Below are 26,112 nucleotides of genomic sequence, written 5' to 3'. Positions count from 1 at the left end.
ATTCTCTCCGTTGTCTGGGTTGTTCCATTGTGGATTATCATGTCGGGAGTGTGTACCAGCGCATAACCTGCTCCCTTTATTACTGGAAAGTTCATAAAATCTCCTTGTTTTTTCAGTATAGTTTAATGCAATTCAACCAGGATTTGCATTCGTTTCTGTAATAATCCGAATGAGCGGAGGGAGCCGCTCATTCAGACTGCCTAGTATTAGTTTTGTTAAATGTTGTTTTATAAATATTTACAGAATTCGTCTCTTATAGCTGTCATCTCGGATATGATATCATCAGTATCAAGCACCATTTCCATCATTCCCACCTGGTCTTCATATACATCTGCATCCACTGCTTCCTTGAATTCAGGTTCTACTACATGGTATACCTTGAGTCCTAACTGGACCCCCGTCAATGGACCTGCGAAAGTCGGATCTCCTGCCGTTACGGTTTCTGCAGCAAGACCTGCTGCTTCACCTTCTGCTGCACCTACTACTACTACAAGGTTCTCAGCACCGTATTTTTCGGCAAAATCCTTAACTCTCTTCTGGTTCTCCAGATCCATTGCTCCTGCGGCAGTTCAGACGAAACACTCCGTGGAAGAAAATACCACTTCGCAGCCTGTTCCCTTAAGGCATTCTTCTATTGCCGGTCCGGGAATTCCGTCTCTGTCGCCGATAACAACAACTTTTTTGTCATTGAATAAGCTCATTCCTATTCCTCCTTGATTTTATTTGTGAAAGTTGAAATATGAATCGTTCCACAATCATGCCTAACAGCTCCCTACTCCCTCCTTCCATGAATCTTTAATTTATAATGTTGATTCAAGGTCGTCGAAGTCGAGACCTCGCTGTTATTCATAATTGCTTCACTACTATACGTATTATGATAAACTTTCATATATTAACACGAAACTTTTTAAGTTCATGTTAATACCATTAATCCAAAACCGTACGTCGTCTTAAATATTTGTTGCAATCATCTCCCTGATACCTTCCTTCGTCGCATCGTCCTTTGTAACTTCGGCAATTTTTTCTCCGCCCTTGTAGAGTGCTATTGTTGGAAGTCCAAGAACTCTTTGTGATATTGCAAGCCTTCTTGCCTTGCCTGTGTCAAGCTTAGTAAACTTGACCTTCCCGTCGAATTCACTTGCCAACTCCTCTACATCAGGCATCAACGCCTTGCATGGCTCGCATCCTTCGCTCCAGAAGTCTACAAGTGTATATCCTTGAGCTCCTAATACTTCTTCTTCAAATGTTTTCTTGTCTACTGCTAACATATTGATCTCCTTTTTACTTTAATGTTGTTTAATGCAATACGCAATAATGTGTCTTATAAAGATTCTATATAGCGTTCTGCCTGTACTGCAGCTATGGCTCCGTCTGCAGCTGCAGTTATTACCTGTCTTAAAGACTTGACCCTTATGTCTCCTGCCGCAAAGACTCCTTCAACATCTGTCTTCATGTTGTCGTCGGTCTTGATGTATCCGCCTTCGTCCATTGCAACCTTGCCCTTGAAGAGGCGGCTTGTAGGAGTGAAGCCTATGAAGGGGAATACTCCAAAGGTACCGTCATCCTCATGGGCATTATATTCAGACAGTTCGCCTGTCTTGGTGTTCTTGAAAACTATGGATTCAACCATTCCGTCTCCCTTGATTTCCTCAACTGTGGAGTCCCAGAGAAATTCAAGCTTGTCGTTTGCAAATGCCTTGTCCTGGATAGATTTTGCAGCCCTCAGCTGATCTCTTCTGTGAACCACTGTCACCTTTCTAGCGAACTTTGTAAGATACATGGCCTCTTCAACTGCCGAGTCTCCACCACCTATTACGAATACTTCAAAATCAGTGAAAAAGTCGGCATCACATGTTGCACAGTAAGACACTCCCTTTCCTGTCAGTTCTATTTCGCCAGGACATCCAATCTTTCTTGGATTTGCTCCTGTTGCCAGGATTACAGCCTTTGCCTTGTATTGACCATTCTGACATTTCACCGTCTTCACCTTGCCTTCAAGGTCAATGTCAAGTACGGCATCTTTTTTTCTTACAGCTCCGAATTCCTCGGCCTGCTTTGCCATCCTTGCTATTATGGATGGTCCTGTTGCATCTTCAATGGAGCCTGGATAGTTTGCCACCTCATCGGTTGTCACTATCTGTCCCCCTGTCTTGCCTTTTTCAAGGATAAGGGTATTGAGTTTTGCCCTCGAAGCATATAGTCCTGAAGACAGGCCCGCAGGGCCTGCTCCTATTATTATTACATCATATGTATTTTCCATGTTATTCTCCTGTGTTGCTTTTATATGCTTTGTCTTTATTTAATGTTGTTTTAATACAAAGCAAGTTTCGTTCTTATTCATTCTATTTTTCGTGTACAGTTGATGCATCTATACTCTTCAAATTTCATGAATAAACTCAACTTTGCTTTGTCTTAAAACTACTCGAAAACAGTTTGGCCGTCTATTTCTGTCTGGAGTGCCTTGAATGCTCTTCCTACCAGTTCCCGTCTTATTTCCTTGCTGTCTTCGTCTGACAATGCAGGGTTTCCGAGAGGATGAGGTATGCTGACTGCAGGTACTATCCTGTTTGCTCCTATTGTCAGTGAAATCGGTATAATTGTTGCCATATGAACTACAGGGATTCCTGCCCTTTCTATTTCCTTAACCATTGTTGCACCGCAACGTGTACAGGTACCTCAGGTGGATGTCAAGAGAACTGCGCCTATTCCGTCTTCTACAAGCTTCTTGCTGAATGACTCTCCGAATCCTTTTGCATTTCCTACAGAGGTTCCGGTTCCTGTTGTTGCTACATAGTAGTCTGCAAGTTCTCCAATTACGCCTTCCTTCTCATATTCGCGAAGAACATCAAGGGGTATGCACAGGTTTGGATCTTCAGTTATGAATGCCCTGTCATATCCGCCGTGGATAGTCATGAAATCCTTCTTGTCCATTGAATCCATTCCTGCAATACTGTATATTCCATATTTTGTAGCACTTGAAGACTCTATCCTGTCAGGATTTCCCTGAGGAACTAGTCCACCTGAAGTCACTACCGCAACCTTGACTTTTGAAAGATCCTTGATTGCCGGCATGGGATCCACCCTGTCGAATACAGGCATTGGATATTCAGTAGTAAATGCTTCCTTCTTCATCTTCTTGACCAGCATTTCAACGGCTCTTTTGGATCCTCTTTCCTCGTTGAAGTAGTTGACCCTTATTCCTCTTTCAATATATCCTTCTTCAACTGGTGAAAGGATTTCTTCCTTGTTCACCAGTTTCTTTGCAATGTTGGCTATTTTGCCCATTGCCTTTCTCATTCCTGCTGCAGAAATGGAAGTCTCGATTATATGAAGGTCCAGCTTGTACATGTCCACACCTGGATTCTCGGGATACATACCCGTAACAACCGGAATTTCAAGTTTCTCTTCTATTTCCTTTGCTATGCTTCCGCAGGCAGTTCCGTATCTTCCGGCATTAAAAGCAGGTCCTGCAACGAAAAGGTCTGGTTCATACCCTGATATCATATCAACAAGAGTTGCCTTGGCATCTTCCATATTTTCTCCAAAATAGGAATCTCCACAGATTGCAGTTGCAACTATCTCATACCCTTCTCCAAGTGCAGCTTCAAGAGCAAGTCCCGGACCCACTTTTCCTTCTCTTATTTCCGGTGGAACATCCGCCTTTTCTTCTCCGCCTATGTTTGCAAAGAAGTTGTTTATATAATGTACTACCTTGATTTTACTCATGTTATTCCTCCTTAATAGCCTCTTGCAGCCAGGGTGTTGTATCCGTTGGCAATAGTAGATGCAATTATTATTTGTATTTCCGCCTCGATGCTTCCGTCTTCCTTCAAGCTTCCTTCGTATCCGCCTATCATGGTCTCCACATAGTCAAGGGTTCCTATAACCTTGTCCATTGGAGGGAAGTATTCGATTACATTACCGTTTCCGCATGATACAAGGGCATCAGCTTCAGGCACGGTATCTGCAACAGACTGGGATTTTCCATCTCTTCCGGGGAACTCGTCAGTAATCATTACTACGTCGATTCCTTCCTGGGAAACCTTCTGTGTATTCATCATAATGTCCGTATCCGGATTTCCATATCCTTCCTCGGTTATTATTACTCCGTCAAGACAAAGGTGTCTGCAAAGCTTGGCAGTCATGTCAGAAGATCTTTCCTTGTCCATAAGCCATACATTCTCATTTGTAAGAATAACGCCTATGAAGTTGATATCCTTTCCATGTCTTTCGTAAAGGTCTTCTATTACAGGATTGTTGAAGTGGTGGAAGGTTGTAACCTTGTCGCAGGGTGCAACACAGTTTCCGCTTACAATGGCTCCGTCCATCATTTCAGTGGGATACATGAATGTTGGAACCATAACCTTTGCATCAACACCGTAATAGTAAGTATCGTGAAGCAGTCCCTGTGACTGGAGCATGTGCACATATCCAACCTTTGGAAGATCAGGATACTGCTGCACCTGTTCAAGGAGAGGCTTTGTCTCGTATGTCACTATTTCATCAGGCTCCACGTTTCTCCCTGCCTCTCCGATATATGCAGCAACCTTTAGTCCTGCAAGCCTTCCAGCCTCCTCATAGTCATGAGTCTCTATTCCTTCGTATCCTTCAATTACCACGCATACATTGTTTGTCTTCGAGAATGGAGTGTACTTTGCAGTAGGTCCGGACATGTCAATGAGCCCTTCCTGGAATCCTACAATCTTACCGCAGGTAATTACATTGGAACCTACCAGTGCATGGGTTCTTCCCTCGCCTACAGTCTTTACCTTGTTGATTATCCCCGGAAAAATCTGTCCCTTGCCTTCCACCTTCACCCTTGGCTCGATTACATCCTTGACAGGAGCAATTCTTACTGACTCGCCAGGTCTTGCGAGTTCAACTTCTGCTTTTATAAGCCTTTTGTCTTCAAGGACCATGGCACTGATTTCTTCCTTGTTCACATACAATGTCCCGTTTTCAACCTTGGTTTCAGAACCAAATTGAACATCGTTAATCATTATTTTTCCTAATTCCAGCTTCAAAATTCTACCTCCGTTTAATTAGTTTTAATATAATAAGAGTTCCTGCTCTTATTAAGCAATGCACCTTCAATAAAGGACAAGTCCAGAGTCTTGAAATCTCGAAGGCATTTCTCGGTCCAGTTGGGAAGCTTCCTGAATTTCATGAACTTCTCAGCCGAAGCAATGGCACTTTCAATCATTTCCAAGCTCTTGAAATCAATTGTTTCATCCTTGATCAAAAGAACGGACTTGTAAGGTGTCTGGTTGGGCTTAAGACTTCCTGCCATGGGATGAGTCAAAATCCTGTAATTCGAATGAACCCTGTTCCTTACAGAATTAAGTACATCCATGTATGAACAATCCTCATACATAAGTGTATAATTCCCGTCTTCACGACTCAGGAATCTGTCGTTGTTTGTAACAAGCACTATTTCTTCCGACTTAGACATCTGTACCTCCTGTATTCAATATTACTTTTGTCTCTTAAACTTATTCTTGTAATACTACTAAGCAAGTACTGTGCCAAAAATTTAACATAGTTTCATGGCTGTTGATTTCCCAATGTATTTTTTTTAACAAACTCTGAAAACGTTGTCTTTTCCGCGCCCGAACTCACTTTATATCTCCATTTTTCTGAAATTTTTTTCATAAATACTGAAATTTATTTCAGTTATTTATAGAAAAATGTTATAATGAAATCAACAACATAAGAATGTGGTATGCCGAATCGACCTTACGAGCAATTACAAAAACGCTTCGATACTCTCTTAATCTTGTGATACCAGGGTTTAAAGGAATTGCATTCTTTTAACTTTTTAATCCATAAAAATAAACTATAAAAAACAAAATACTATTGAATTAAACAATCTGGAGATTGATATGGGATATAAAGAGGATTTCTTCAAGAAATACATAATCAATTCAAAAAGCAAGACATATCAGAAAATGCTTAAGCTCTGCAACCAGGCAGCGAGGAGCAATGTAAATATAATGCTCGTAGGAGAGTCAGGTTCCGGAAAGGATGTCACCGCCAGGTATATCCATTATATGGGCCGCCGCAACGAAATGCCCCTGGTAACCATAAACTGTTCCTCCTATACTGAAACCCTTCTTGAAAGTGAACTTTTCGGTCATGTCAAGGGAGCCTTCACGGGAGCAACCAATACAAAAATGGGAAAGATAGAGAATGCCAACCACGGCACCCTTTTTCTTGACGAGATAGGGGACTTGTCACTACAGACACAGATAAAGCTCCTCAGGACACTTGAAACCAAAAGGATAGCAAGAGTAGGCAGCAATGAGGAAAAGGAAATAGACTTCAGGCTCATAACGGCTACTAATATAAACATTGATGATGCAGTCATTGACCACAGGCTCCGTGAAGACTTTGTCTACAGGATCAGCACCATCGTAATAAGGGTACCCTCCCTCAGGGAGAGGATGGATGATTTTGAAGACCTGCTTAATTTCATGCTCAAGAAGTCACAGGAGGAAAATGACATAATTATCAGTGAAATATCGCCTGAAGCCATGAAATTCCTCTACGAATATGACTATCCCGGCAACCTGAGGGAATTGAAAAACATTACGGACAGGATGGTTGTACTCTCGGAAGACGGAGTAATCACCGAACAGGGAATACCCATAGTCCACTCTATTGGAAGAAAAAACAAGTCAAACTGTGAAAAGAAAATAATGCCCCTGCGGGATTTCAGGGACGAAAAGGAAAAGGAATACCTCATATACGTTCTTGACCATTTCGACAACAATGTGCCTGACGCATCAAGGGCCCTCGAAATAAGCGAAAGGCAACTGTTCAACAAGGTAAAGAAATACGATCTGAGGGGAAATCACCATTGATTGTACTTAAACAATAAAAAATATACGTTGACAAGGACAATCTTTGTTTAACCTTCCTAAGCTATAAAAAAAAGACTGCCCAATGATATTTGATACATATCACTGTGCAGTCTTTTAGGTTTTTTGTTATCCTATGATGTTTTCTGCAGGTATCTTGTCTTCGTCAACGGCTATTGTCGCGCTCATTTCAAGGGCAAGTCCTCCGTAGATTTCGCTGCTTATTGTAGCAACCCTCGCAGGTGGATTGTTGGGAAAATACTCCCTGTATACCTTGTCAAATTCGGGGAACACGGTATTGTCGGCGAAATAGAATGACGTCGTCAGGACATCCTCCATAGTTGATCCAAGTTCCTCTGCAATGACCTTTATGTTGTTCAATATATTTCTTGTCTGCTCTTCAACTGTACCGGGAATTATGCTTCCGTCAAGGGCCTGACTCAACTGACCGCAGGTAGATGCCACTCCGTTGTAAACCACAGCCTGGGAATAGCTTGGCGTAGGTGCTACAACCTTCTTTGAGAAAAATATCTTCTTTTTCATCTGCTTCTCCTCATGTATTTATTCTATGATCATATTTGTTTTTTACCCAAAACCATTCTATCAGGTAACCTCAAAGCTATCAATAATTCAAGAACAGAATCTTTACTATTGGGACAATCCATCTTAAAGATTTCATATTTTCCCTAAATAATAACTAAACATGAAAACTATAAAGCAAGTATAGCAATTTGTGAGGTCTCGAATTGAAGCATGATAATCATCATTATCAAATAAAGATTATCGTGCTGAATTGAGTAGGGAACAAATTGCTATACTTGCTTTACCTTAATATGTTTTTTGTCAAAAAAGGAAACTAGTTCTTTCAGATTTCTCCAATAGAACTAGTTCCTATACATCTGCTTTCATGTTACTCCTTTCGGGTTTTGCCCCTAGGCAGATTTCGTAATGTTCCATCCCTAGAACAATTACTACAGCAATGCATGTATTCATTTATTCTTTGAAGGTACTTTTAGAGTTATTGATAAATCTCTTTCTCTTGATTATTTTCAAGGTACTTTCTTGAATTCCTTCAAGATTTCTTTTTATCTTCATCAAGATATTTAGATTTTCGTTAACTTTTATTTTGTACTTTCAATTTTTATGAATACTGCTCTTGTTGTACTATTATTATAGCATGAAAATCCAAATTTGTAAACGTTTGCACAGAGTGAGTCATGATGTTTTTTTGTTCTGTATTGAAGCTTCCTTGATTTATTAAAACGTCCTCAATCTATTCCCTATCATCAAGATAATATGTCTTTCCGTTCCTCTTGCCGCCTCTCTTCTTTGTTGATGTTATCGACCTGTAGAAATAGAGCTTTGACATCTGAAAATACGGTATCAGCACTAAAAATCCTATTCCCATGGTTAGGAGACACAGGATAGCCCATCCGATGAATGATAGACAAAACTTGAAAAACTCCCACTTGTGTCCGTTCATAAGATCCGATGATTTTCTCAAGGCCTCCATGGCTTCCATGTCAGGATTTTCAGCCAGCAGATAATATGACATTGAATATCTTATGGCTGCAATTATTCCCGGAACTATTAGAAGCAATGACCAGAGAATTATGAATATTGAGGAAAGCACATGATAGAGAAAGGTTCTCTTGAAGTCTTTGAAGCTGTCGAAAATCATATAGAAGTTAAGGTCCTTCTTCTTCTTTTCTATGGCCATGTAAAACCTTGCCACCCCAAGGGACAATGGACCTGTAACGAGGAGACTCAATAGATTTGCAGTGTTGAATCTTTCAATCTGTCCGCCGTGCTGGGTGATATCCACAAAATTCTGCTGCGTGTATGCATCTGTCAACAGCCATACTACAAAGGTCACTATTACAGCCTGCACCCAGTATTCCTTCAGTATCTTGAAAGCATGTCTCTTCAATTCGTCTGTATACATGTCCATCTCTCCTTTCAATATTTTCCCTTATGTCAGTAAAAATATTGCACGTATTAATTGCCTACTCTAAGTTTATCAATATAAATTCATTTGTGCAACAAACAATCATCACTTAGGAAAAAAATCACAGTCACGAATGACAATGATCCTCATTCTCTATAAATTCAAGTTGCCGTATTCCTCAAGCTGTGCCTTGTATTCCTCTGAAACTTCCATCTTAACGTCAAGATAATGTTCCCTCAGCTCCCTTACCACTGCCACATCATACTCGCATTCCTCAAGGTCGTTCTGCATATCGTAGAGGGTCTTGTACACCTGGTTGTCGGATCTGGTTTCAACACGACCCAGCTCATCGAGGATATCATCGATCTCGGCATCCCTTTCTGCTTCATCTTCTATGTCAATTGCCGCCTTGAGCATGGTGTAGTAGCTCTCACAAGTCTCCATGTACTCTGCTTCAAGGTCTTCAAGATACGATACATAGCCTCCTACAAGGATCTCCTCATCTGACTTTTCAACGGTTTCACTGCCGGTTCCATATTCGTCTACATCAGCTGACTCGTCGCCCCTATTTTCATATCCCGAGACATTGTTGTCATCAATACTGTTGTTGTTGTCGTCGGCATTGGTATCCAGATATTCTGTATCCTTCATTCCTTCATCATTGACTTTCTCAGTTTCTGCGACATCTTTTTCTTCCACATCATCTACGGCTTCCACATATTTCACACTGTCCTCATCACCGGCAGCCACTTCAATATCCGGAACAGGAAGAATTCCTTTTGACATGAGAAGAGCTGCAACAACAATTCCAACTGCTGCAACGGCGGCAAGCTTCATTATTAAAGACCTGTAGGCCATTCCACCCTTCTTCCCTGTAGTGTCTACGGGGTTTGCAGCCAGGTCCTCACCCTTTATTATCCTCTCCGGATTCTCCAAAAACATTCTCTCAGCAGTCATTCTGCCGTATTTTCTACTGACAGCATCAAAGGTCTTCCTTAGGCCGGGAGCCCTGTCAACCGTATTGTGGCAGTCGCTTGCAACAAGGTCCACAAGGTTTCTTTTCATAAGTTCTTCAACCACCCTTGAATACCTGCTGTCTTTGCTGAAGTTCTCGGCATTGCACTGTATGACTGCACCGTCAGCCTTAAGCTGCCTTATATCGTCATATTTTTCCCTCACGGAATGATACTGCTCAAGATGGGCAATTATCACCTTGTATCCCATAATCTTTAATTCGTGGACTGCCATGTCCATTTCATGGAATCTCACATTTCTTGAAAACTCTACAAGCACATATTTTGTATTGTTGATGGACCTTATGTCTATCTTGTCCATTTCAGACAGCATCTTTCTTGAAATATACACTTCCGCTGCCGGATATATTTCAAGGTCCGGATAATGTCCCTTCACAAGTTTTTTGAAATCGCAAAAAATCCCATCATAATCATCCTCTCCCGGAAAACCAAGGGGATGATTGAGATGAGATGTCATTGCAATATGTCTTATTCCATCAATATATGAAGCCTCTATCATTTCGAGGGCTTCTTCTGTATCTGCGGGACCGTCATCCACTCCCGGCAACATGTGACAATGGATATCAAACACTTTTTGCTTTACGCTCCTCGTAATAATAATAATATGACTGGTAGGACTTGGAGTCGTTTACAGGAATCCTGTTCAACACAACTCCAAGAAGATTTGTGCCACCTGATACAAGAGCATCCTTGGCTCTCCTTCCCAGATCTATATCTACCTTTCCATGTTCTATGATCATGATAGCCCCTTCGACATAACTGGACATTACAACTGCATCCGTAACCGGAATAACAGGTGGTGTATCAAAAAGTATATAGTCGTAGTTCTCCTTTAGCTTTTCAACCGTATTCTTCATCACATTGGAATGGAGAAGTTCCGAAGGATTGCTCGGTATTCTCCCGGAAGTCATTACATCGATTCCGAGATCATCAATCCTCTTTATATATTCCCCAATATCTCCACCATCCATGAGATACTCTGCAAGTCCAAACATGTTTGATGTTTCGAGGGCCTTATGGACTCTGGGCTTTCTCATATCACAGTCAATTATCATTACCTTCTTTCCGATTTGAGCCATGGCAACTGCCAGATTGATAAGCGTCAATGTCTTTCCTTCACCTGACGTAGCGCTGGTAATAAGTATCGACTTCATGTTGTTGTCAAGATTTGCAAACTCAATATTTGTCCTAAGGCTCCTGTATGCTTCAGATATGGGCGATTTAGGCCTTCTTTTTACAATCAATTCATATAAGCCCTTCATTTATTTCTCCTTTATATTGCCGAAGTCAATTATGCTTCCAATGACAGTAAGTCCAAGATATTTTTCAACATCATCAACAGTTTTTATTGTTCTGTCAAGCATTTCCAGAATGAATATTATGAATACACCGGCCATGATTCCAAGTATGAATGCTATTGCAGCATTGAGCACAAGCTTGACATTTATTGGATTCCCAAGAGGTATGGCCTCGTCGATTATCTCCACATTGTCTACCTTCAGTATCCTCATGACTTCCTTTATGAATACATCCGATATCGTATTTGCAATCACTGCAGCCGCTTCAGGATCCGTATCCTTTACGGATATCTTAAGTATTTCCGTAGATCCAACGGGACTCGATGTAATTCTTGACAAAAGTCCGTTGTATGTCATATCAAGGTCCAGCCTGTCTATTACGGATTCAAGCACTATCCTCGACTTCACAATTTCGCTGTATGTTACTACAAGCTTCTGGCTAAGATTGATGCTTCCAAGATCAAAACCCGATGCAATGTCTCCCAGGCCGCTGCTCTTTGAGCTGTTAACCATCAAGGTGGTTTTAGACTCGTACATTGGTGTTATTGCAAACATTGTGACAAGTATTGAAACCACAGTGGCAAATATGGTAGTCGCCACAATTATCCATTTTCTTTTTAGTACTATTTGTACCAGTTCCAGTAAATCCAATTCTTCTTCCATTGTTTCCTCCATAATTCTCATATATCCCCAATTTAGTATGTTTTATTATACTTCAAAATTCCTTTGCTATAAAGAAATCCTGCAGCGTATAGAGATAGTCTGCCGCTACACAGGTCCTTATTGCCAGTTCGATATCCTTCTGGGTCTGTTCCGAAAGTTCACGGTATCTGCCCTTTACATCTTCCATCTCCGATTCGTAGTCAAACTCATAATCGTCAAGGTAGCTTTCCATTGCATCCTTAATATCCGATACAATGTACCTGGAAGTTTCATCCAGTTTGCTTGTATATGAGTTTTCCCCTACAATCACCTTTTCAAGGCCGGCTATAGTTTTTTCCATTGAATATATCACATCTTCATCGGGCCGGTCAACATCGTCGCCGCCACTTGGAAAACCTCCTGAAGATGTCCCGCCGCCGGGCAAGTCATCTTTTTCATGCAATTCAGCTTCCTCTTCCTTCAAATGAAGTGTCTTCAGAAGCGCCACTGCAACGGATTCCCTTGTATCCGCCTTTTCCCCATGGAAAAAACCCTCTTCAAGGACCATTATTTTCCTCTGTAGGAGGGCATTGACTGCATCCTCCGCCCAAATGGCAATTTCATCCTCCGTTTCCGCAAACACTTCAGCCGGATACTCCAGTATGCTGTTGAGGACATAGGCAACCTCCTGTCTGCTGATTTCCTTTTCAGGCCTGAATGTACCGTCGGGATATCCCTGTATGTATCCGTTCATCACTGCAGTCCTGAGCTCCCCTTCAAACCACTCGTCTCCTGTTATATCGGAAAATTCAAGACTTTCCACTCCTCCTTCGAAGCCGAAAGTTCTGTTGACAAAGGTAAGGAATTCAGCCCTTGTTATGGTGCCCTCAGGTCTGAAGGTACCGTCGGGATATCCCTTGGTGAGTCCCCTGTCGTAAAACTCCCTTATGAGAACCGTATTGGGATCATTTTCATCCAAATCAGTAAACGCAAATACTGCCTGACCGAAAAACAAGCCAAGCAACAGGGATAAAAATACTATCTTCAAATAATATTTAAAATTCATTGTTCAAGCTCCGTCCTTATATACAGAATTTAAAGAGGGAACATGAATATCCCTCTTTAAAAATACCATCACATATTTATTGATTATCCAGTTATAATGTTTCGAAAGTAGAAATTTTCGTTGTGTCGTTGCCGTCATCCAATATGATGATCATCTCATACTGGGCTGCACTGTCCGCATCAATATCCGTCAGCGGATCCATGACTGCAGATATGAAATTTGCCTTGTCCGAACCCTGTTCAAATTTGTCAAGGCTTGTTCCGTCCTTTATTATCTCAAGACTCTTGAAATTATGTCCGTCATATTTTATTAATGAAAAGTCCACCCTTTCTGCAACTGTAATCATGTCGCTCTTCACAACATCCCCATCTGTCAAATTGTCTGCAATCACAGTAAGAAGTTCCTTGAACATTGCCTTCTTCTCTTCAGGAGTAAATTCATCCCCTGCCTTGCCCGGCAACGAGTTGAATATCGTACCGGAAAGGTCTTCATCCTCTGCATATTCAAAGAATGTCAATGCATCTATCAGAAGCATTCCATCATTGCCCAGAATAGCATCTTCAATGTCTTCATAATGATTGTCGAAGTTCAATACAAAGAAGTCCAAAAATTCCTTGGCTATTTCATATCCGTCGGCATCGCTTGAAACTTCCAGTGTCAAAATCTCATCCAAACCGGAACTGCTCGTAAAGGCGACTGTAACATTCACTGTTGAAGGTGAAACTGTTCCTCCGCCGCCAAAACCTCCACCGGTTAAAGGCTTCTCCACTTCGACTTCCGCTGCATCGTCTCCGGTTCCTACTGTAATTGAATCGGCAGTTCCGCTAACTTCTTCAGGTTCCACGTCAAAGGTTACATCCTCTGCGTTTACAACAGCTTCTTCAACAACACCTTCACCCTGAACATCAACGGTTCCATCTATTGTAAGCGTTTCAACTACACAACCTGCCTGCAGGTCAACTGCCGCACCTTCAGCTTCAGCTGAAACAGTTATTCCGCCTATACTGCCGCCTTCAACGATTAATCCTGCAACAGGACCTTCTACGTTAACCTGGTCAACATCTCCGTTAACCGTTATATTTACAGCTTCCTTCACTTCCAAGGTTCCAAGGACGCCCGAATCGTCAACAGTGACCTTCACATCAGCTGCAGCATTGTCTATTACAAGGCTTCCTACGGTACCGTCGGTAACAGTTATATTCTCTACCGGAGCATCCACCGTTATCCGGTCAAAGTCTCCGTCAAGGACAATATCCTCGCCTTCACCTACCGTCAGCACTTCAACTTCTCCGAAGCCGCTGCCTGTCAATTCATATTCCTCGAGAATTCCTCCGGACATCATGTCTACATTGTCGATTGAAGTATCGCCGATGGCAACAATTCTTATGTCTCCACCCATCTTCACAACCAGTACGCTTCCTATGTCCGAATTGTTTATCTTAATGGAATTTTCTCCTCCACCGAGAACTACCAGCTCTCCTTCCACAATCACATTGTCAAGTGTCACATCTCCATCGCCGACACCTTCGGTGATGTAAAGATTTCCCTTTACATCCACATCTGCAAGGACAACATCGGCTTCGTTTATTACAAGGTTGCCAGGATAGTTTCCAGTCATGGTCAGCGGATCCTCCACTATCTTTCCGGCAATATTGCTTACTAATGTAAGAGCCTCAGCCCTTGTAAGGTTTGCAAGGGGAGCAAGCTCGTTGTTTCCTCTTCCCTTCATATAATCGGATTCAACAAGAGCATTGACCGATGCTATGGCCCAGTCAGCTACATTTTCCCTGTCATTGAACACCGAATATGCATACTCATTGTCTGCCTTCAGCAAAAAGGCTCTTGAAAGCACAACTGCAGCCTCCTGCCTTGTTATCATATCCTGAGGCCTGAACAGGTTGTTGGCACCTTTTATGATGCCTGCCGTTGCAGCCTTGTTTACATTGTGATAAAACCAGTCGTCCGAAGTCACATCTGCAAACATGTCCGTATTTTCATCCACAAACCCAAACAGGTTGTTTATCATGGTTACAAATTCCGCCCTTGTTACTACATTGTCAGGCTTGAAGGAACCGTCGGAATATCCCTTTACAATACCGTTGCTGAACCATTCTTCAATAGTGTCCTGAGCCCAATGGCCTTCATAATCAAGTTCAACAGCCGATGCAAGGCTTAATTGAGACAGTACTAAAACAATTATTAAAGTTAAAACTGCTATTCTTTTCTTAAAGCTTCCCATAGTCTACCTCTCCCTTATAAGTGTGATGTAGTAAATTCAAATATTCCAGGGCATAAAACCCGTATATTCCGGCTTTAAAGCAACAAAAAATACCTGCGGGGCAGATATAACTGTAATGCTAACAATCCCTATTTATACACCCTGCAATCATTTTAACAAATAACATTTTATTAATCAAGTTAAAAAAGTACGTTAAATGCATATTTTACATTGATTTTTCATTTATTTTCCAACTCCTATCTCTTCTTGAACTTAAGAAGCTCCCCGTAGTTTACATATTTCTTGCAGGACTCCGCCGTCTGTTCAAGCTTCAGCCTGTCACCGTTTTTCAGCACAACATAATCGCAGCCGTCCTCCCTTGCAAAACCGTCGAAATAGTCCACATCGAACCATCCGTTGGCGCCGTCCCTCTTGCATCTTGGAGTCCTCGCCTTGTAGTGCACCATTACATGCTTGTCGGAAAAAATATAGGGCACCTTGTTCTTAATGTTCAGCATCCTTCCGTAAACCTTTCTGTTAGCCCTGAGATTGGTACAATAGTAGTCTGCCATCCTGTCCACACACCACTTCACATTCTTCATCTCCACAAACTGCCCGCCGTCCTTCATATGGATTTCGGTACAATCACCTACACCCTTCTCATACTTGGGCACAAGGGCTACAATATCATCATAATCTATTCTTTTTCTGTTCCTTCCGTCTTTCCTTTCTCTTTCCATTATGCTCCCCTTTTACATTATATTCACCAGCGGCTCACAAACATTACATCGAACTTATGTTCTGTTTTCAAGTTTCTTTTTCATTTTTTACACATTCACCGTGGACTTTTCCAAATTCCAAAAGGGATTTTTTAAATGAACTTTCAGTATTGTCAAGCGTTCTGCTTTTTACAAATTTTCTCACAGGGAGTATTCTTTCCCCACCGGAATAAACAGAAGAGAGCGCTCTCCAAAATGGAGAAAATCTTGACAACAGAAAACAAAAGAATGGAATACTCACAGGAGGAATTCAACTGCCAGCTAGAAAGGGTCCTTGAAGGAAGCATGCAAGCCATGGAGCAGATAATGGAAATGACGACTCCTTTGATCAAATCATCAATAAAGAAATATTTCCTGGGAAATATGCCCTATGAAGACCTCCTTCAGGAAGGCTACCTGGTAATTGCCGAGTGCCTCGACGACTATGACCCTGATAAGCAGGTGCCCTTCCTGGGCTACGCTAAGACGAGACTCAAATTCTACTACATGGACCTAGGAAGAAGGTCAAACAAGGATGAATGCGACTCCCTCAACAGGCAAATAAATGGAAAGGAAGGCGCAGTTGAAGTCATGGAGCTTGTAGAGGATGAATCATCGTCAGCAGAGGGCAATTTGCTTAAATGCGAGGAGTACCTCTTCCTCCTTAAGTCCCTTAAGATTCTCACGGCAAGGGAGTCACAGATAATTCGCCTGTACTATTTCCAAAATAAGACAATGAAGGAGATAGCCAGCGGACTTGAACTGTCCTACAGAACCGTGGTCAACATAAAGACCGGAGCAATTAAAAAGCTGAGGGGTTGTATTTGACCTCTCAGCTCCGTTGTTATAGCTATTTTGAATTTTTTGCTTACGCACTCTCAACTTTCATGCTTTTTATGTCGTTCCCCGACGGATTCTGATATATCCTGAGGCCGAATTCCGGCACCGTGGCGATAATGTGGTCGAATATGTCTGCCTGGATCCCTTCATAGTTTACCCAGGCGGTGTCGTTTACGAAGCAGTATATTTCCAGGGGAAGACCGTGCTCGCCTGCAGGAAGCTGCCTCACCATTAGTGTGAAGTCTTCTGAGTAAATGTTGGGATTCTTCCTCAGATAATCCTCCACATATTTCCTGAAAAGTCCTACATTGGTATGCTTTCCTTCGCACTGCACCTCGTCTATGAAGCCTTCACCAGCAAGCTTTTTCATTTCTTCTTCCGTTACAAATCCTATCGTTCCAAGGTCTATGTTGAGGGACCTCTTGATTCGCCTTCCTCCAGCCTGGGTCATTCCCTTCCAGTTCTTGAATGAATCCTCAAGGAACCTGTAGGCTGGGATGTTTGTATACGTCTTGTCCCAGTTTCTTACTGTTATCTTGGTAAGGGAGATGTCGGTCACCTCTCCGTCTGCACCGTACTTTGGCATCTCGAGCCAGTCCCCTATGCTGAGAAGTTCCCCTGCGGAAAGCTGAAGACCTGCAACAAATCCCAGGATGGAATCCCGAAAGATCAATAGGACTACGGCGGAAAGACCGCCTATACTTCCAAGAAGGACAGTTGCAACAGTGCTGCCTATGAATATGACGAAGATCACGCCTATACCCAGTACAGCCACCACTATCTTCACAATCTGCATTACTCCCTTGATGGGCCTTCCTTTGGCTATGTCAAACCTGTTGTAAATGGCAACGATGGCGTCAATTGACCTGAAAATTGATACCAGCACGATAGCCACTATGTAAGAAAAGGCAAGCTTCTTAACTATGTCGTGAAGGTCTCCAAAGGAGTTCGAAAAGACATACACCACAAGCCCCGGAGCTATATGGCCGAGACTGTGGAATACCCTCTTCTCGTAGAAGACCTCATCCAGTGTATTTTTGCTCTTGTCCACTATCCTCTTTACATTCCTTATTATTATTCCCTTTGTTATCCTGTCCACAAAAATACAGAGTATGAATACAATTAGAGCCGACGATGCATATGATATTGCCGATATTGCAGCCCGGCTCATAGCAGAACCCCATATCTCTTCCAGAAAATGATTTATCAGTTCATACATAATTATCCCTTATACTTTTTCAGTATTCTCCTTTCAGTTTGTTTTAAAAAATATCATTTCTCATAACAATATATTCCATTTTCTCATTATCTACAGTAAACATCAACTCTTTTTTCTTAAAGGGCAACAATCATTAGCATTGCAACCATATTTAATGCTGTATCATAAAAACTTATACCCATTACAGGTATTTCAGGTATATACTATTATCATGAGTTTAATAAAATTTTAACAAAGTGGAGGTATATGATGATTAATACAGATGTATTGGTAATTGGAGGAAGCGCAACAGGTCTGGTAGCAGGAATGACTGCAAAGTCCAACAACCCTGAAAAAAGCGTAACCGTTATAAGAAAGGAAGAAAAGGTTATGATCCCCTGCGGAATACCTTATATCTTCGGTTCGGTTGATTCAAGCGACAACAACATCCTTCCCGATGCGGGACTTATCGGACTTGGAGTTGACATAGTAATCGACGAAGTGCTTTCAGTTGACACTGAAGCAAAGACATGCAAGACAAAAAGTGGAGAAGAGTATTCGTACGGAAAACTTATAATGGGTACCGGATCAATGCCTGCAATACCGAAATGGCTTAAGGGCACAGAACTTGACAATGTATTCACAATTCCAAAGAATAAAGTGTATCTTGACGACTTCCACAAGAAACTGGAAAACTTTAATAATATAGTAGTCGTAGGAGCCGGCTTCATAGGTGTCGAGGTCTCAGACGAAATCAACAAAACAGGCAAAAATGTAACTTTGGTGGAAATACTGCCAAATGTCCTTGGTGCCACTTTCGATGCTGAATTTGCTTCAAAGGCAGAAGACATGCTTGTTGAGAGAGGCGTGAACGTAAAGACAAACTGTGGAATCCAGGAAATACTGGGAGATGGAAAGGTTGAATCTGTAAAATTTGCTGACGACACAACCATGGAAGCAGATGCAGTTATACTTTCACTTGGATACATGCCAAACACAACTCTTGCAAAGGAAATGGGACTTGCACTTAACGAGTTCGGATTCATCAAGGCCGACCAGTACAGAAGAACAAGCGTAAAGGACGTATTTGCTGCAGGAGACTGTGCTGAAAAGGTATGCTTCTCAACCGGAAAATTGAGCAAAATAATGCTTGCATCCACTGCTTGTACAGAAGCAAGAATAGCAGGACTAAACCTCTACGACCTTAACACATTCAGCACCTTCAAGGGAACAATAGGCGTATACTCAACATGCATAGGCGACACAGGATTCGGAGTTGCAGGACTCATAGAGCAGACTGCCGTTGCTGAAGGATTCAAGGTCGTAACAGGAGAATTCACTGGAATGAACCGTCACCCGGGCAAACTTGCAGGAGCACACAGCGAGACAGTCAAGCTTATAGTTTCCGAACAGTCAGGCTTAATCCTCGGTGGAGAGGTAATGAGCGGATCAAGCGCTGGAGAACTCACAAACGTTATGGGATTTGCAATCCAGAACAACATGACAATTAATGATCTTCTTGTAACTCAGATAGGTACTCAGCCAATGCTTACTGCATCACCTGCCGGATACCCTCTGATAAAAGCTGCAGAAGTGGTTGCCAAGAAGCTTAAGGCGAAAAAAGCACCTGCAATGGCGTAAACTTACAACAAATTAACATCAGCTTAATATGCTCTTAACCCTAAAGAAGTATATTATAGGTGCCAATGCTATTACTGAATAGTAATATATGAAGAAAGCGAGACATGGATTTCTCCTCCCTGGTCTCGCTTTTTACATGCAAATTTACAAAACCATAACAACGTCTTAATAATCACCAAATATAAATGAACTATAATTTCCCCAACAAGAACGACTATACATAAACAACCAGGAGAGACATATGCTGTGTTACACAATGGGAAAAGAACAGTTTAAAAGGGGTTTGTTTATGGACATTATGGACAACGGGGATATAAATACGGTCTTTCAACCGATAATATCATTAAGGGACGGTTCAGTATTCGGATACGAAGCTCTTAGCCGCGGCCCTGAGAAGACTTGCATGGAAAATCCTGGAAGTCTGTTTGAATATGCAGAAAAGAACGAATATCTTTGGGAGCTGGAGCTCCTTTGCAGATCCAAGGCAATAGAAGCTGCCAAAAGCATAGGCAAGGAACATAAGCTTTTTCTCAATGTAAATCCCAACATAATCAACGATTCAAAGTTCAAGAAAGGCTTTACAAGAAAATATCTACATTCCCATTCGATGAATCCGGAGAGGATAATCTTTGAAATCACCGAAAGGGAGGCAGTTCTCGATTCAGCAGATTTCATGACCACTGTAAGAAACTACAAGGACCAGGATTTCCAGATAGCCATAGATGATGCAGGTGCAGGCTTTTCGGGACTGAAGATGATATCCGACGTCAAACCCCACTACATCAAGCTCGACATGGATCTCATAAGAAACATAGACAAGGACGTTACGAAACAGTCACTTGTGAAAAGCATGTCCGAATATGCCACACTGTCAAACACAAAGCTCATAGCAGAAGGCATAGAGACCCGGGAAGAGCTTGAAAAACTCATAAGCATAGGAATACACTATGGACAGGGTTACTTCATACAGAAGCCCCTTCCTGAAATAAGGGATATACGACATGAAGTGACAAACTTAATAAGACTGATAAACTCAAGAAAAAATCATCTCATAACGAAGAGCATAACAAGGATCAACATCTGCCACCTGACAGAATACCCCAAGACACTGTCTCCAAACATAAAAGTTAAGGATGTCTATCAGATGCTTGAGGATGACGATTCAATACCTGGATTCTGCGTAACCGAGAATGGCAGGCCCGTAGGAGTACTAACAAAGAACCACTTCTACAGGTCAGTCAGCGGCCATCACGGCTACTCCCTGTTTTCAAACAAGCCCATAAGCACAATAATGCAGAAGGATTTCATATCCGTGGAATACAATACATCCATCGCCACAGTATCAAAAAAGGCAATGCAGAGGGACAAGGACAGCATATATGATTTCATAACAGTTGTAAGGGACGGTTATTATTCGGGAATAGTGACCGTCAAGGACCTTCTCCTGCAATCCATAGAAATAGAGGTGTCAAATGCCAAGCACCTCAACCCTCTTTCGGAACTTCCGGGCAATGTCCTCATTGAGAAACAGCTTGAAAAATGTATAAGCATGAGAACCGACGACTACATACTCTATTACGATATAGACAATTTCAAGGCATACAACGATGTATACGGATTCGAAAACGGCGACAGGGTGATAAAGCACCTCTCCACTCTCCTTAAGGACAGCCTGGCAAAGGAAGCCTTCATAGGACATATAGGCGGAGATGATTTCATTTCGATCCAGCGGCCTGAGAACATTGAAAAAATTTGCAACACAATAGTTGATAGATTCAACTCATCAATTAAGGAATTCTACAACCAGGACGACTTGGACAAGGGATTCATAATAACTAAAAACAGACATGGAATAGAAGAAAGCTTCCCCCTTCTCACCATTACAGTGACCGGACTGTCATCCAACTGCTTCAAAAGCATTTACGAACTTGCAGAAAAGGCAGGAAAGCTTAAGAAGGAATGCAAGCAGAATCCGGGCATCAACTATATTTTGCAGTAAATTAATGCAGCATTAATATACAGTTAATACCAAAGATATATATTAAGGGCACCAATACTATTAACAAATTTGCGCCAAAAAAAGCAAGGCTGGTATTCTCATCCCCGGTCTTGCTTTTTTATTACTCAACTTCGTTCCGCATACCGCCAGCTTCCTTGATTCTCCTGATGTCATAAATGTTCTATATCCTGTAATTGTACCTGTTAAGCTTTCTCTGTTTCCTCCATCTGTCAAGATCAAGAATCGGATAAAGCATGCCTGTCCTGTACAGAATATCCTTCAAAAATGCCTTGTATCCACCATTCGATGTATTCAAATACTGATTCATGACGATATCATCCTTTTCCAGGTCATGGTCAAACTCAAACTCACCCTCCTTGACCCACAACTCCTGCTTGCTGTAATACTCTCTTGTATCCATGTGCAGACCACTGCCGTCATAACCTGTATTAACAGTCAAGGTCTTTCTTGGAAAAACACTGTACAAATCATTTTTCAACATATACAAACTCATTCTTGCATCAAAGACCTTGATTCTGCCATCCATATCCTCACGCATTCCCGAAAGCATGTTTCTGTTAATGGAACGAACCTGCTTGAGAAGTGCCCTGTTTTTCATATCCTCCCTTGATACGGGATTGAAGATGTGACGCTCAGCCTCTTCCCATCTATCCAGCCATGTTGCCATTCCCCAGGGACATAGCGAAGGCTTCAGCAATGCATCCTTCCCGTACGTCTCTGGGGCAGGCCTTTTGCTATAGGCCGAAATCGAAAATACATCCTTCCTATCCTTATAGGTTTCCAGAGCCTTGTTCATGAATTCCAGGAATCTATCAGAAACCACTATATCGTCTTCCATGCATATCAGCACACCATGCTTTTTAACTACCATATCCTTGCCCTTGTTAATTGATAAGAAAGCACCGTGATTCTTATCTCTGAAAATGAGCCTCACTTCCTTGAATCCATCTATTTTCCCAGCATATTCACGCACTGCTTCAACCGCTTCCCTGTGGTCTTCACAGCTGTACAAGTCTGAAAATACATACAATATGCTGTCACGAGCTTCCTTGTTTCTCTTCAAGGCTTCAATGCAATTCATAAAATGCTTCAGTCTGTCATAAACAAAAACTGCTATCGGTGCATACTCCATGCCGTCCTCCCATATTTATTGGATCGTTATTCAAACCAATTTTTCAACCGTCCTATCTTTTTATAAAAAGCTTATAGAAAATATTGCTGATCAGGCAGATGAGACTCTTCACAAAGCCCAGCCCTTCTATTTCCCTGAACAAACTCCAGTTGTATTTTACAAGTGCAAGCTTGTTGCTTGATACTGAATCCGTCCTTACCCTGTATTTCATAAGATACTCTTCAAGACAGTGCCCGCAGTCGGTTCTTTTCAGAATTTCAAGCCACATTCCGTAATCCTGCCTTTTCCTAATAGGCGGCATGAATACCTTCCCAAGCATTTCCTGGTTGAACATGACTGTAGAACAGCCTATGAAATTGGCCCTGAGCATCTTCTTATAGTCAACTGATTCTGGGGATTCCACCTTCTGGTTCAAATCGTCCCCTTCCTCGTCAACCTTGACATAATTGGTATATGTAAAGGCAAAGCCATTCTTTTCCATGAACTCCGCCTGTCTTTCCAGCTTGTCTTCATGCCATATGTCATCGCTGTCAAGGAATGCGATATACTTTCCTCTAGCTGCTTCTATACCTTTGTTTCTCGATGCTGCGGCACCGTCATTGCTGACCGATTCGATAATAGAAAACCTGTCATCCGAATCGATATGCTGTCTGATGAAATCTACGGTTCCGTCAGTAGACATGTCGTCCACCAATATTGCCTCGTATTCATTATATGTTTGATCAAGTATGGATTGGACAGTATCAAATATGAACTTTTTACAGTTGTACATGGGGATTACGATACTTACTAGGGGATTGCCCATCATATAACTCCTTTACATCATTCTCTGATTGTTGACTGAAAGATTTTTTTATGCTATGAATCTTTTTACATACTTCTCATTTGGAAACAGATGTAGATATTTCATATGGACCTCTCCATTTCAACCAAAGGAATCAACCTTCCCTCAACAATCCTTTTTTCAGAATAAAGTTCACTTGTTCTTTCAGCACCCTTACAGAGGCGGGCATATACTTCAGGCACCTCTACCATTGCTCTGATTCCATTTGCAATTGCTTCAGGATCCTTGATGGGAACAATAAAGCCATTGTCCCCATGCACAACAAATTCAGGGAAAGCTTTCCAATCCGTCACAATAACAGGCAGCCCTGCAGCAAAAGCTTCAAACACTACTGCAGCATAGCCCTCACCCTCGTGATAACTCGGCAAAATCAGAAGATCATAGACAGAAATTATTCTGCATACATTATCAGGTTCGACAGTATCTATATAGTTTATACCCTTGACCAAAGATTTTGCTTCTTCAAATTTTATTGAATCCCTGTCATATATGGGACCATAAAAATCGCATGTAAATCCATCATAAAGCATAGCGGCTTCAATTATGTCGAATACACCCTTTTCTTCCTTTATCTGCCCTAGGTATATGCACTTAAAAGAATCAATACTGTTTTTTACACCTTTCCTTTTGAATATTATACTGTCCGGCACAAAATTTGGATACTGTATAACTTGACTATCCCTGAAACCATAATTCTCGACCACGTATTTTCTAAGTTCTTTCGATTGCACGAGAAAATAATCCATTTTTTTCAATATAGACAGCGCAAACTTCCTGTACACAGCCGGTAGCCTGTCCATTTCAATATGGAAAGACCCACCAAAAACACGCACTATAACTTTTTTGCCCAGGATCTTTTCTATGAGCACTACACCAAGCCCAACCGTATAAAGAAATCTTCTATTCGAATAAAAAATCAAGGTGTCATGTTTAAATAGTTTAGTCAAAACCTTTGTCAATATTTTCAGCCCATTGGTTATGTCTCTGAAATCCACCTTCCTTCCTGTAATTCTGACACCTCCCTTTCTGGAAGTATCTATGACTGTCCTTGAATAATCTTCAAAACCTTTACATTTAATTATTCTTGAAAATGAAACAGTATCTCCTCCAATTGGCGGAGGAAGAGGTCCCATGAACAATAACCTTTGATTGTCCTTCCTTCTCATGACAGTATTGTAGATTTTTCTGTGTTCATCAATATTTTCTTCAGTAGCAACAACCTTTTCCGCACGTACAATGAGTTTGTCAATGGATTTCCTGGCAATCTTTCCATATTCTGCATACACTCTATAGTCAGTATATACAATTGAAAAACTCCCCTTAAGCAATCCGATACTTAACAGAGTATTCAGAAATACCGCTGCTGATGATGTCTGCACATGTACAATATCCGGTTCAATTTCATTTATCATTTTTCTCAGCATGTTCATTATTTTCAGTGATTTCAATACTCCGTTTTTCGAAAGCACCATAGTTGTATTTCCTGCAAGCACATGATGATTTTTAAAATGACTTGTTTCACCTGGACTTATTAAGTGTATATCAAATTCAGCCTTAAGCTCTTCGATCAATATTTTCATAGGTATCTGGGCTCCTCCCGGCTTTTCCATAGGAGCATCTGACATAAAGAGCACTCTAATTTTTCTCATATAATATCCCTTATCTTCATATTATTAATGCATCACTCTGAAACTCTTTTCATTCCCTACTGCATCCATCTCAACAACATCCATAGTCTCAACATACCCGAATCTTGGACCTTCCTTGATCTTCTTCATGAAGTCATCAAGATCCTCCATTTTTCCTTCGGCCTCTATCTCAACGGACCCGTCGTACAGATTCCTGACCCATCCGGTTATATGGAATCTCTCCGCCCATTGTGTTGTAAAATACCTGAATCCGACACCCTGGACTCTCCCCTTTACAATCATATGGTATCTTTGCTTCATGCCGGCCTCCCCTTTCATCCACAATGTTTTTATATTTTCACTAATTAATCCACAATTCCCTGTAGTTGTGTTTATATATATTCTACTACCTTGCCTTTTTATCATCAAGTGTTTCTGCACGACACCAACGGCTATTGCAGTCAGCATCAATATCCGAAATCAAGTCAAAAAAAGAAGGGCATCCGCCCTTCCTTTTCATTCAAACTATTCGATTGTTGTGTAGTAATGCAGAGGCGCCGATGAGTTGCTTGAAAGCAGTGCAATAGTCTCCACCTTAGCATCATCAAATATGATTTTGCTGCCAGCTTCACCCAAGCTTTCATCCACGACTTTAGCATAATCAATGCTTGCCAAATCCACACCAGTATAGCTGCCTAGCGGAGTAAAGCCATGACCTTTAGCTTCAAGACATTTGACAGGCTCGTAATCCACGACTTTGGCATAGTCGACGCTAACCATATCCACACCAGTGTAGATACCCAGTGGTGTCAAGCCAAAACTATTCGTTTCAATCCATTCGACAGGCTCACAACCCTTGCTGCAGGCAATCGCTATTATTGCAATCACCGCTGCAGTCATGTAGTACTTTATTCTTTTCATTTTATAATCTCCTGTATTGTTAAAAAATTGACAATTACTGTCTTTAAGGTCAGTATAGCACCAA

Annotated in this window: 24 protein-coding genes; 4 read left to right on the top strand and 20 right to left on the bottom strand. The window is 41.5% G+C overall.

The window, feature by feature from the left end; translation table 11 throughout:
- Positions 1 to 227 precede the first annotated feature (227 nt).
- From grdA to BUB05_RS15925, 6 genes are all read right to left on the bottom strand, one after another.
- Positions 228 to 701 carry a glycine/sarcosine/betaine reductase complex selenoprotein A gene (gene grdA, locus BUB05_RS15960; protein WP_094763017.1) on the bottom strand — a complete coding sequence of 158 codons (474 nt, stop codon included), beginning with the start codon at positions 699 to 701 and terminating at the stop codon, positions 228 to 230.
- 249 nt (positions 702 to 950) lie between these two features.
- Positions 951 to 1,268 carry a thioredoxin TrxA gene (gene trxA / locus BUB05_RS15950; protein WP_073050611.1) on the bottom strand — a complete coding sequence of 106 codons (318 nt, stop codon included), beginning with the start codon at positions 1,266 to 1,268 and terminating at the stop codon, positions 951 to 953.
- A gap of 53 nt (positions 1,269 to 1,321) precedes the next feature.
- On the bottom strand, positions 1,322 to 2,260 hold the full coding sequence (gene trxB, locus BUB05_RS15945) for a thioredoxin-disulfide reductase (protein WP_073050610.1): 939 nt from the start codon (positions 2,258 to 2,260) through the stop codon (positions 1,322 to 1,324).
- A 158-nt stretch (positions 2,261 to 2,418) separates the two neighbouring features.
- Positions 2,419 to 3,726: a sarcosine reductase complex component B subunit beta gene (gene grdF / locus BUB05_RS15935; RefSeq protein ID WP_094763016.1), complete on the bottom strand. Its 1,308-nt coding sequence runs from the start codon at positions 3,724 to 3,726 to the stop codon at positions 2,419 to 2,421.
- 11 nt (positions 3,727 to 3,737) lie between these two features.
- The gene (gene grdG, locus BUB05_RS15930) at positions 3,738 to 5,024 is read right to left on the bottom strand and encodes a sarcosine reductase complex component B subunit alpha (RefSeq protein ID WP_073050607.1); all 1,287 of its coding nucleotides are present in this window, start codon (positions 5,022 to 5,024) and stop codon (positions 3,738 to 3,740) included.
- Positions 5,025 to 5,038: 14 nt separating this feature from the next.
- A complete protein-coding gene (locus BUB05_RS15925; RefSeq protein WP_094763015.1) occupies positions 5,039 to 5,452 on the bottom strand; it encodes a GrdX family protein in 414 nt (137 codons plus the stop codon).
- 430 nt (positions 5,453 to 5,882) lie between these two features.
- Here BUB05_RS15925 and BUB05_RS15920 point away from each other — a divergent pair, with 430 nt between their 5' ends.
- On the top strand, positions 5,883 to 6,863 hold the full coding sequence (locus tag BUB05_RS15920) for a sigma 54-interacting transcriptional regulator (RefSeq protein WP_073050606.1): 981 nt from the start codon (positions 5,883 to 5,885) through the stop codon (positions 6,861 to 6,863).
- 126 nt (positions 6,864 to 6,989) lie between these two features.
- Here the strand turns inward: BUB05_RS15920 and BUB05_RS15915 are convergent, their stop codons facing one another.
- The 8 genes from BUB05_RS15915 to BUB05_RS15880 all read right to left on the bottom strand — a co-directional run bounded on the left by BUB05_RS15915 (position 6,990) and on the right by BUB05_RS15880 (position 15,806).
- The gene (locus BUB05_RS15915) at positions 6,990 to 7,403 is read right to left on the bottom strand and encodes a RidA family protein (protein WP_073050605.1); all 414 of its coding nucleotides are present in this window, start codon (positions 7,401 to 7,403) and stop codon (positions 6,990 to 6,992) included.
- Between the two features lie 730 nt (positions 7,404 to 8,133).
- A complete protein-coding gene (locus BUB05_RS15910) occupies positions 8,134 to 8,805 on the bottom strand; it encodes a DUF975 family protein (protein WP_073050604.1) in 672 nt (223 codons plus the stop codon).
- A gap of 156 nt (positions 8,806 to 8,961) precedes the next feature.
- Complete coding sequence (locus tag BUB05_RS15905; RefSeq protein ID WP_139258042.1) at positions 8,962 to 10,413, bottom strand: tyrosine-protein phosphatase; 1,452 nt, start codon at positions 10,411 to 10,413, stop codon at positions 8,962 to 8,964.
- Complete coding sequence (locus BUB05_RS15900) at positions 10,406 to 11,104, bottom strand: CpsD/CapB family tyrosine-protein kinase (protein ID WP_073050602.1); 699 nt, start codon at positions 11,102 to 11,104, stop codon at positions 10,406 to 10,408. The genes BUB05_RS15905 and BUB05_RS15900 overlap by 8 nt, the downstream gene beginning before the upstream one ends.
- Positions 11,105 to 11,803, bottom strand: a complete 699-nt coding sequence (locus BUB05_RS15895; protein ID WP_175548582.1) for a YveK family protein — start codon at positions 11,801 to 11,803, stop codon at positions 11,105 to 11,107. It abuts the gene before it with no gap.
- 52 nt (positions 11,804 to 11,855) lie between these two features.
- The gene (locus tag BUB05_RS15890; RefSeq protein ID WP_073050600.1) at positions 11,856 to 12,848 is read right to left on the bottom strand and encodes an S-layer homology domain-containing protein; all 993 of its coding nucleotides are present in this window, start codon (positions 12,846 to 12,848) and stop codon (positions 11,856 to 11,858) included.
- A gap of 91 nt (positions 12,849 to 12,939) precedes the next feature.
- The gene (locus BUB05_RS15885) at positions 12,940 to 15,087 is read right to left on the bottom strand and encodes an S-layer homology domain-containing protein (RefSeq protein WP_073050599.1); all 2,148 of its coding nucleotides are present in this window, start codon (positions 15,085 to 15,087) and stop codon (positions 12,940 to 12,942) included.
- Between the two features lie 236 nt (positions 15,088 to 15,323).
- A complete protein-coding gene (locus BUB05_RS15880) occupies positions 15,324 to 15,806 on the bottom strand; it encodes a competence protein ComK (protein ID WP_073050598.1) in 483 nt (160 codons plus the stop codon).
- A gap of 246 nt (positions 15,807 to 16,052) precedes the next feature.
- Between BUB05_RS15880 and BUB05_RS15875 the strand changes: the two genes are divergently transcribed.
- A complete protein-coding gene (locus BUB05_RS15875) occupies positions 16,053 to 16,652 on the top strand; it encodes a sigma-70 family RNA polymerase sigma factor (RefSeq protein WP_073050597.1) in 600 nt (199 codons plus the stop codon).
- Between the two features lie 40 nt (positions 16,653 to 16,692).
- Here the strand turns inward: BUB05_RS15875 and BUB05_RS15870 are convergent, their stop codons facing one another.
- A complete protein-coding gene (locus BUB05_RS15870; protein ID WP_073050596.1) occupies positions 16,693 to 17,883 on the bottom strand; it encodes a mechanosensitive ion channel family protein in 1,191 nt (396 codons plus the stop codon).
- A gap of 246 nt (positions 17,884 to 18,129) precedes the next feature.
- Between BUB05_RS15870 and BUB05_RS15865 the strand changes: the two genes are divergently transcribed.
- Together BUB05_RS15865 and BUB05_RS15860 are read left to right on the top strand one after the other, a co-directional pair.
- The gene (locus tag BUB05_RS15865) at positions 18,130 to 19,503 is read left to right on the top strand and encodes an FAD-dependent oxidoreductase (protein ID WP_073050595.1); all 1,374 of its coding nucleotides are present in this window, start codon (positions 18,130 to 18,132) and stop codon (positions 19,501 to 19,503) included.
- 241 nt (positions 19,504 to 19,744) lie between these two features.
- On the top strand, positions 19,745 to 21,502 hold the full coding sequence (locus tag BUB05_RS15860) for a GGDEF domain-containing protein (protein WP_073050594.1): 1,758 nt from the start codon (positions 19,745 to 19,747) through the stop codon (positions 21,500 to 21,502).
- 181 nt (positions 21,503 to 21,683) lie between these two features.
- Here the strand turns inward: BUB05_RS15860 and BUB05_RS15855 are convergent, their stop codons facing one another.
- The 5 genes from BUB05_RS15855 to BUB05_RS15835 form a co-directional block, all read right to left on the bottom strand.
- The gene (locus tag BUB05_RS15855) at positions 21,684 to 22,655 is read right to left on the bottom strand and encodes a glycosyltransferase family 2 protein (protein WP_073050593.1); all 972 of its coding nucleotides are present in this window, start codon (positions 22,653 to 22,655) and stop codon (positions 21,684 to 21,686) included.
- Between the two features lie 52 nt (positions 22,656 to 22,707).
- Complete coding sequence (locus tag BUB05_RS15850) at positions 22,708 to 23,463, bottom strand: glycosyltransferase family 2 protein (RefSeq protein WP_094763010.1); 756 nt, start codon at positions 23,461 to 23,463, stop codon at positions 22,708 to 22,710.
- A 98-nt stretch (positions 23,464 to 23,561) separates the two neighbouring features.
- Entirely contained in the window at positions 23,562 to 25,148 is a 1,587-nt protein-coding gene (locus BUB05_RS15845) for a glycosyltransferase (protein ID WP_094763009.1), read from the bottom strand.
- Positions 25,149 to 25,172: 24 nt separating this feature from the next.
- Positions 25,173 to 25,448 (bottom strand): acylphosphatase, encoded by a 276-nt coding sequence (locus BUB05_RS15840; RefSeq protein WP_094763008.1) that lies wholly within the window; start codon positions 25,446 to 25,448, stop codon positions 25,173 to 25,175.
- A 204-nt stretch (positions 25,449 to 25,652) separates the two neighbouring features.
- Entirely contained in the window at positions 25,653 to 26,048 is a 396-nt protein-coding gene (locus tag BUB05_RS15835) for a hypothetical protein (RefSeq protein ID WP_073050590.1), read from the bottom strand.
- Positions 26,049 to 26,112 lie beyond the last annotated feature (64 nt).

It is taken from the genome of Dethiosulfatibacter aminovorans DSM 17477, assembly GCF_900142005.1.
GTDB lineage: Bacteria > Bacillota > Clostridia > Tissierellales > Dethiosulfatibacteraceae > Dethiosulfatibacter > Dethiosulfatibacter aminovorans.
The sequence above is the reverse complement of the archived record's forward strand: the minus strand, read 5'-3'. Positions and strand labels throughout refer to the sequence as shown.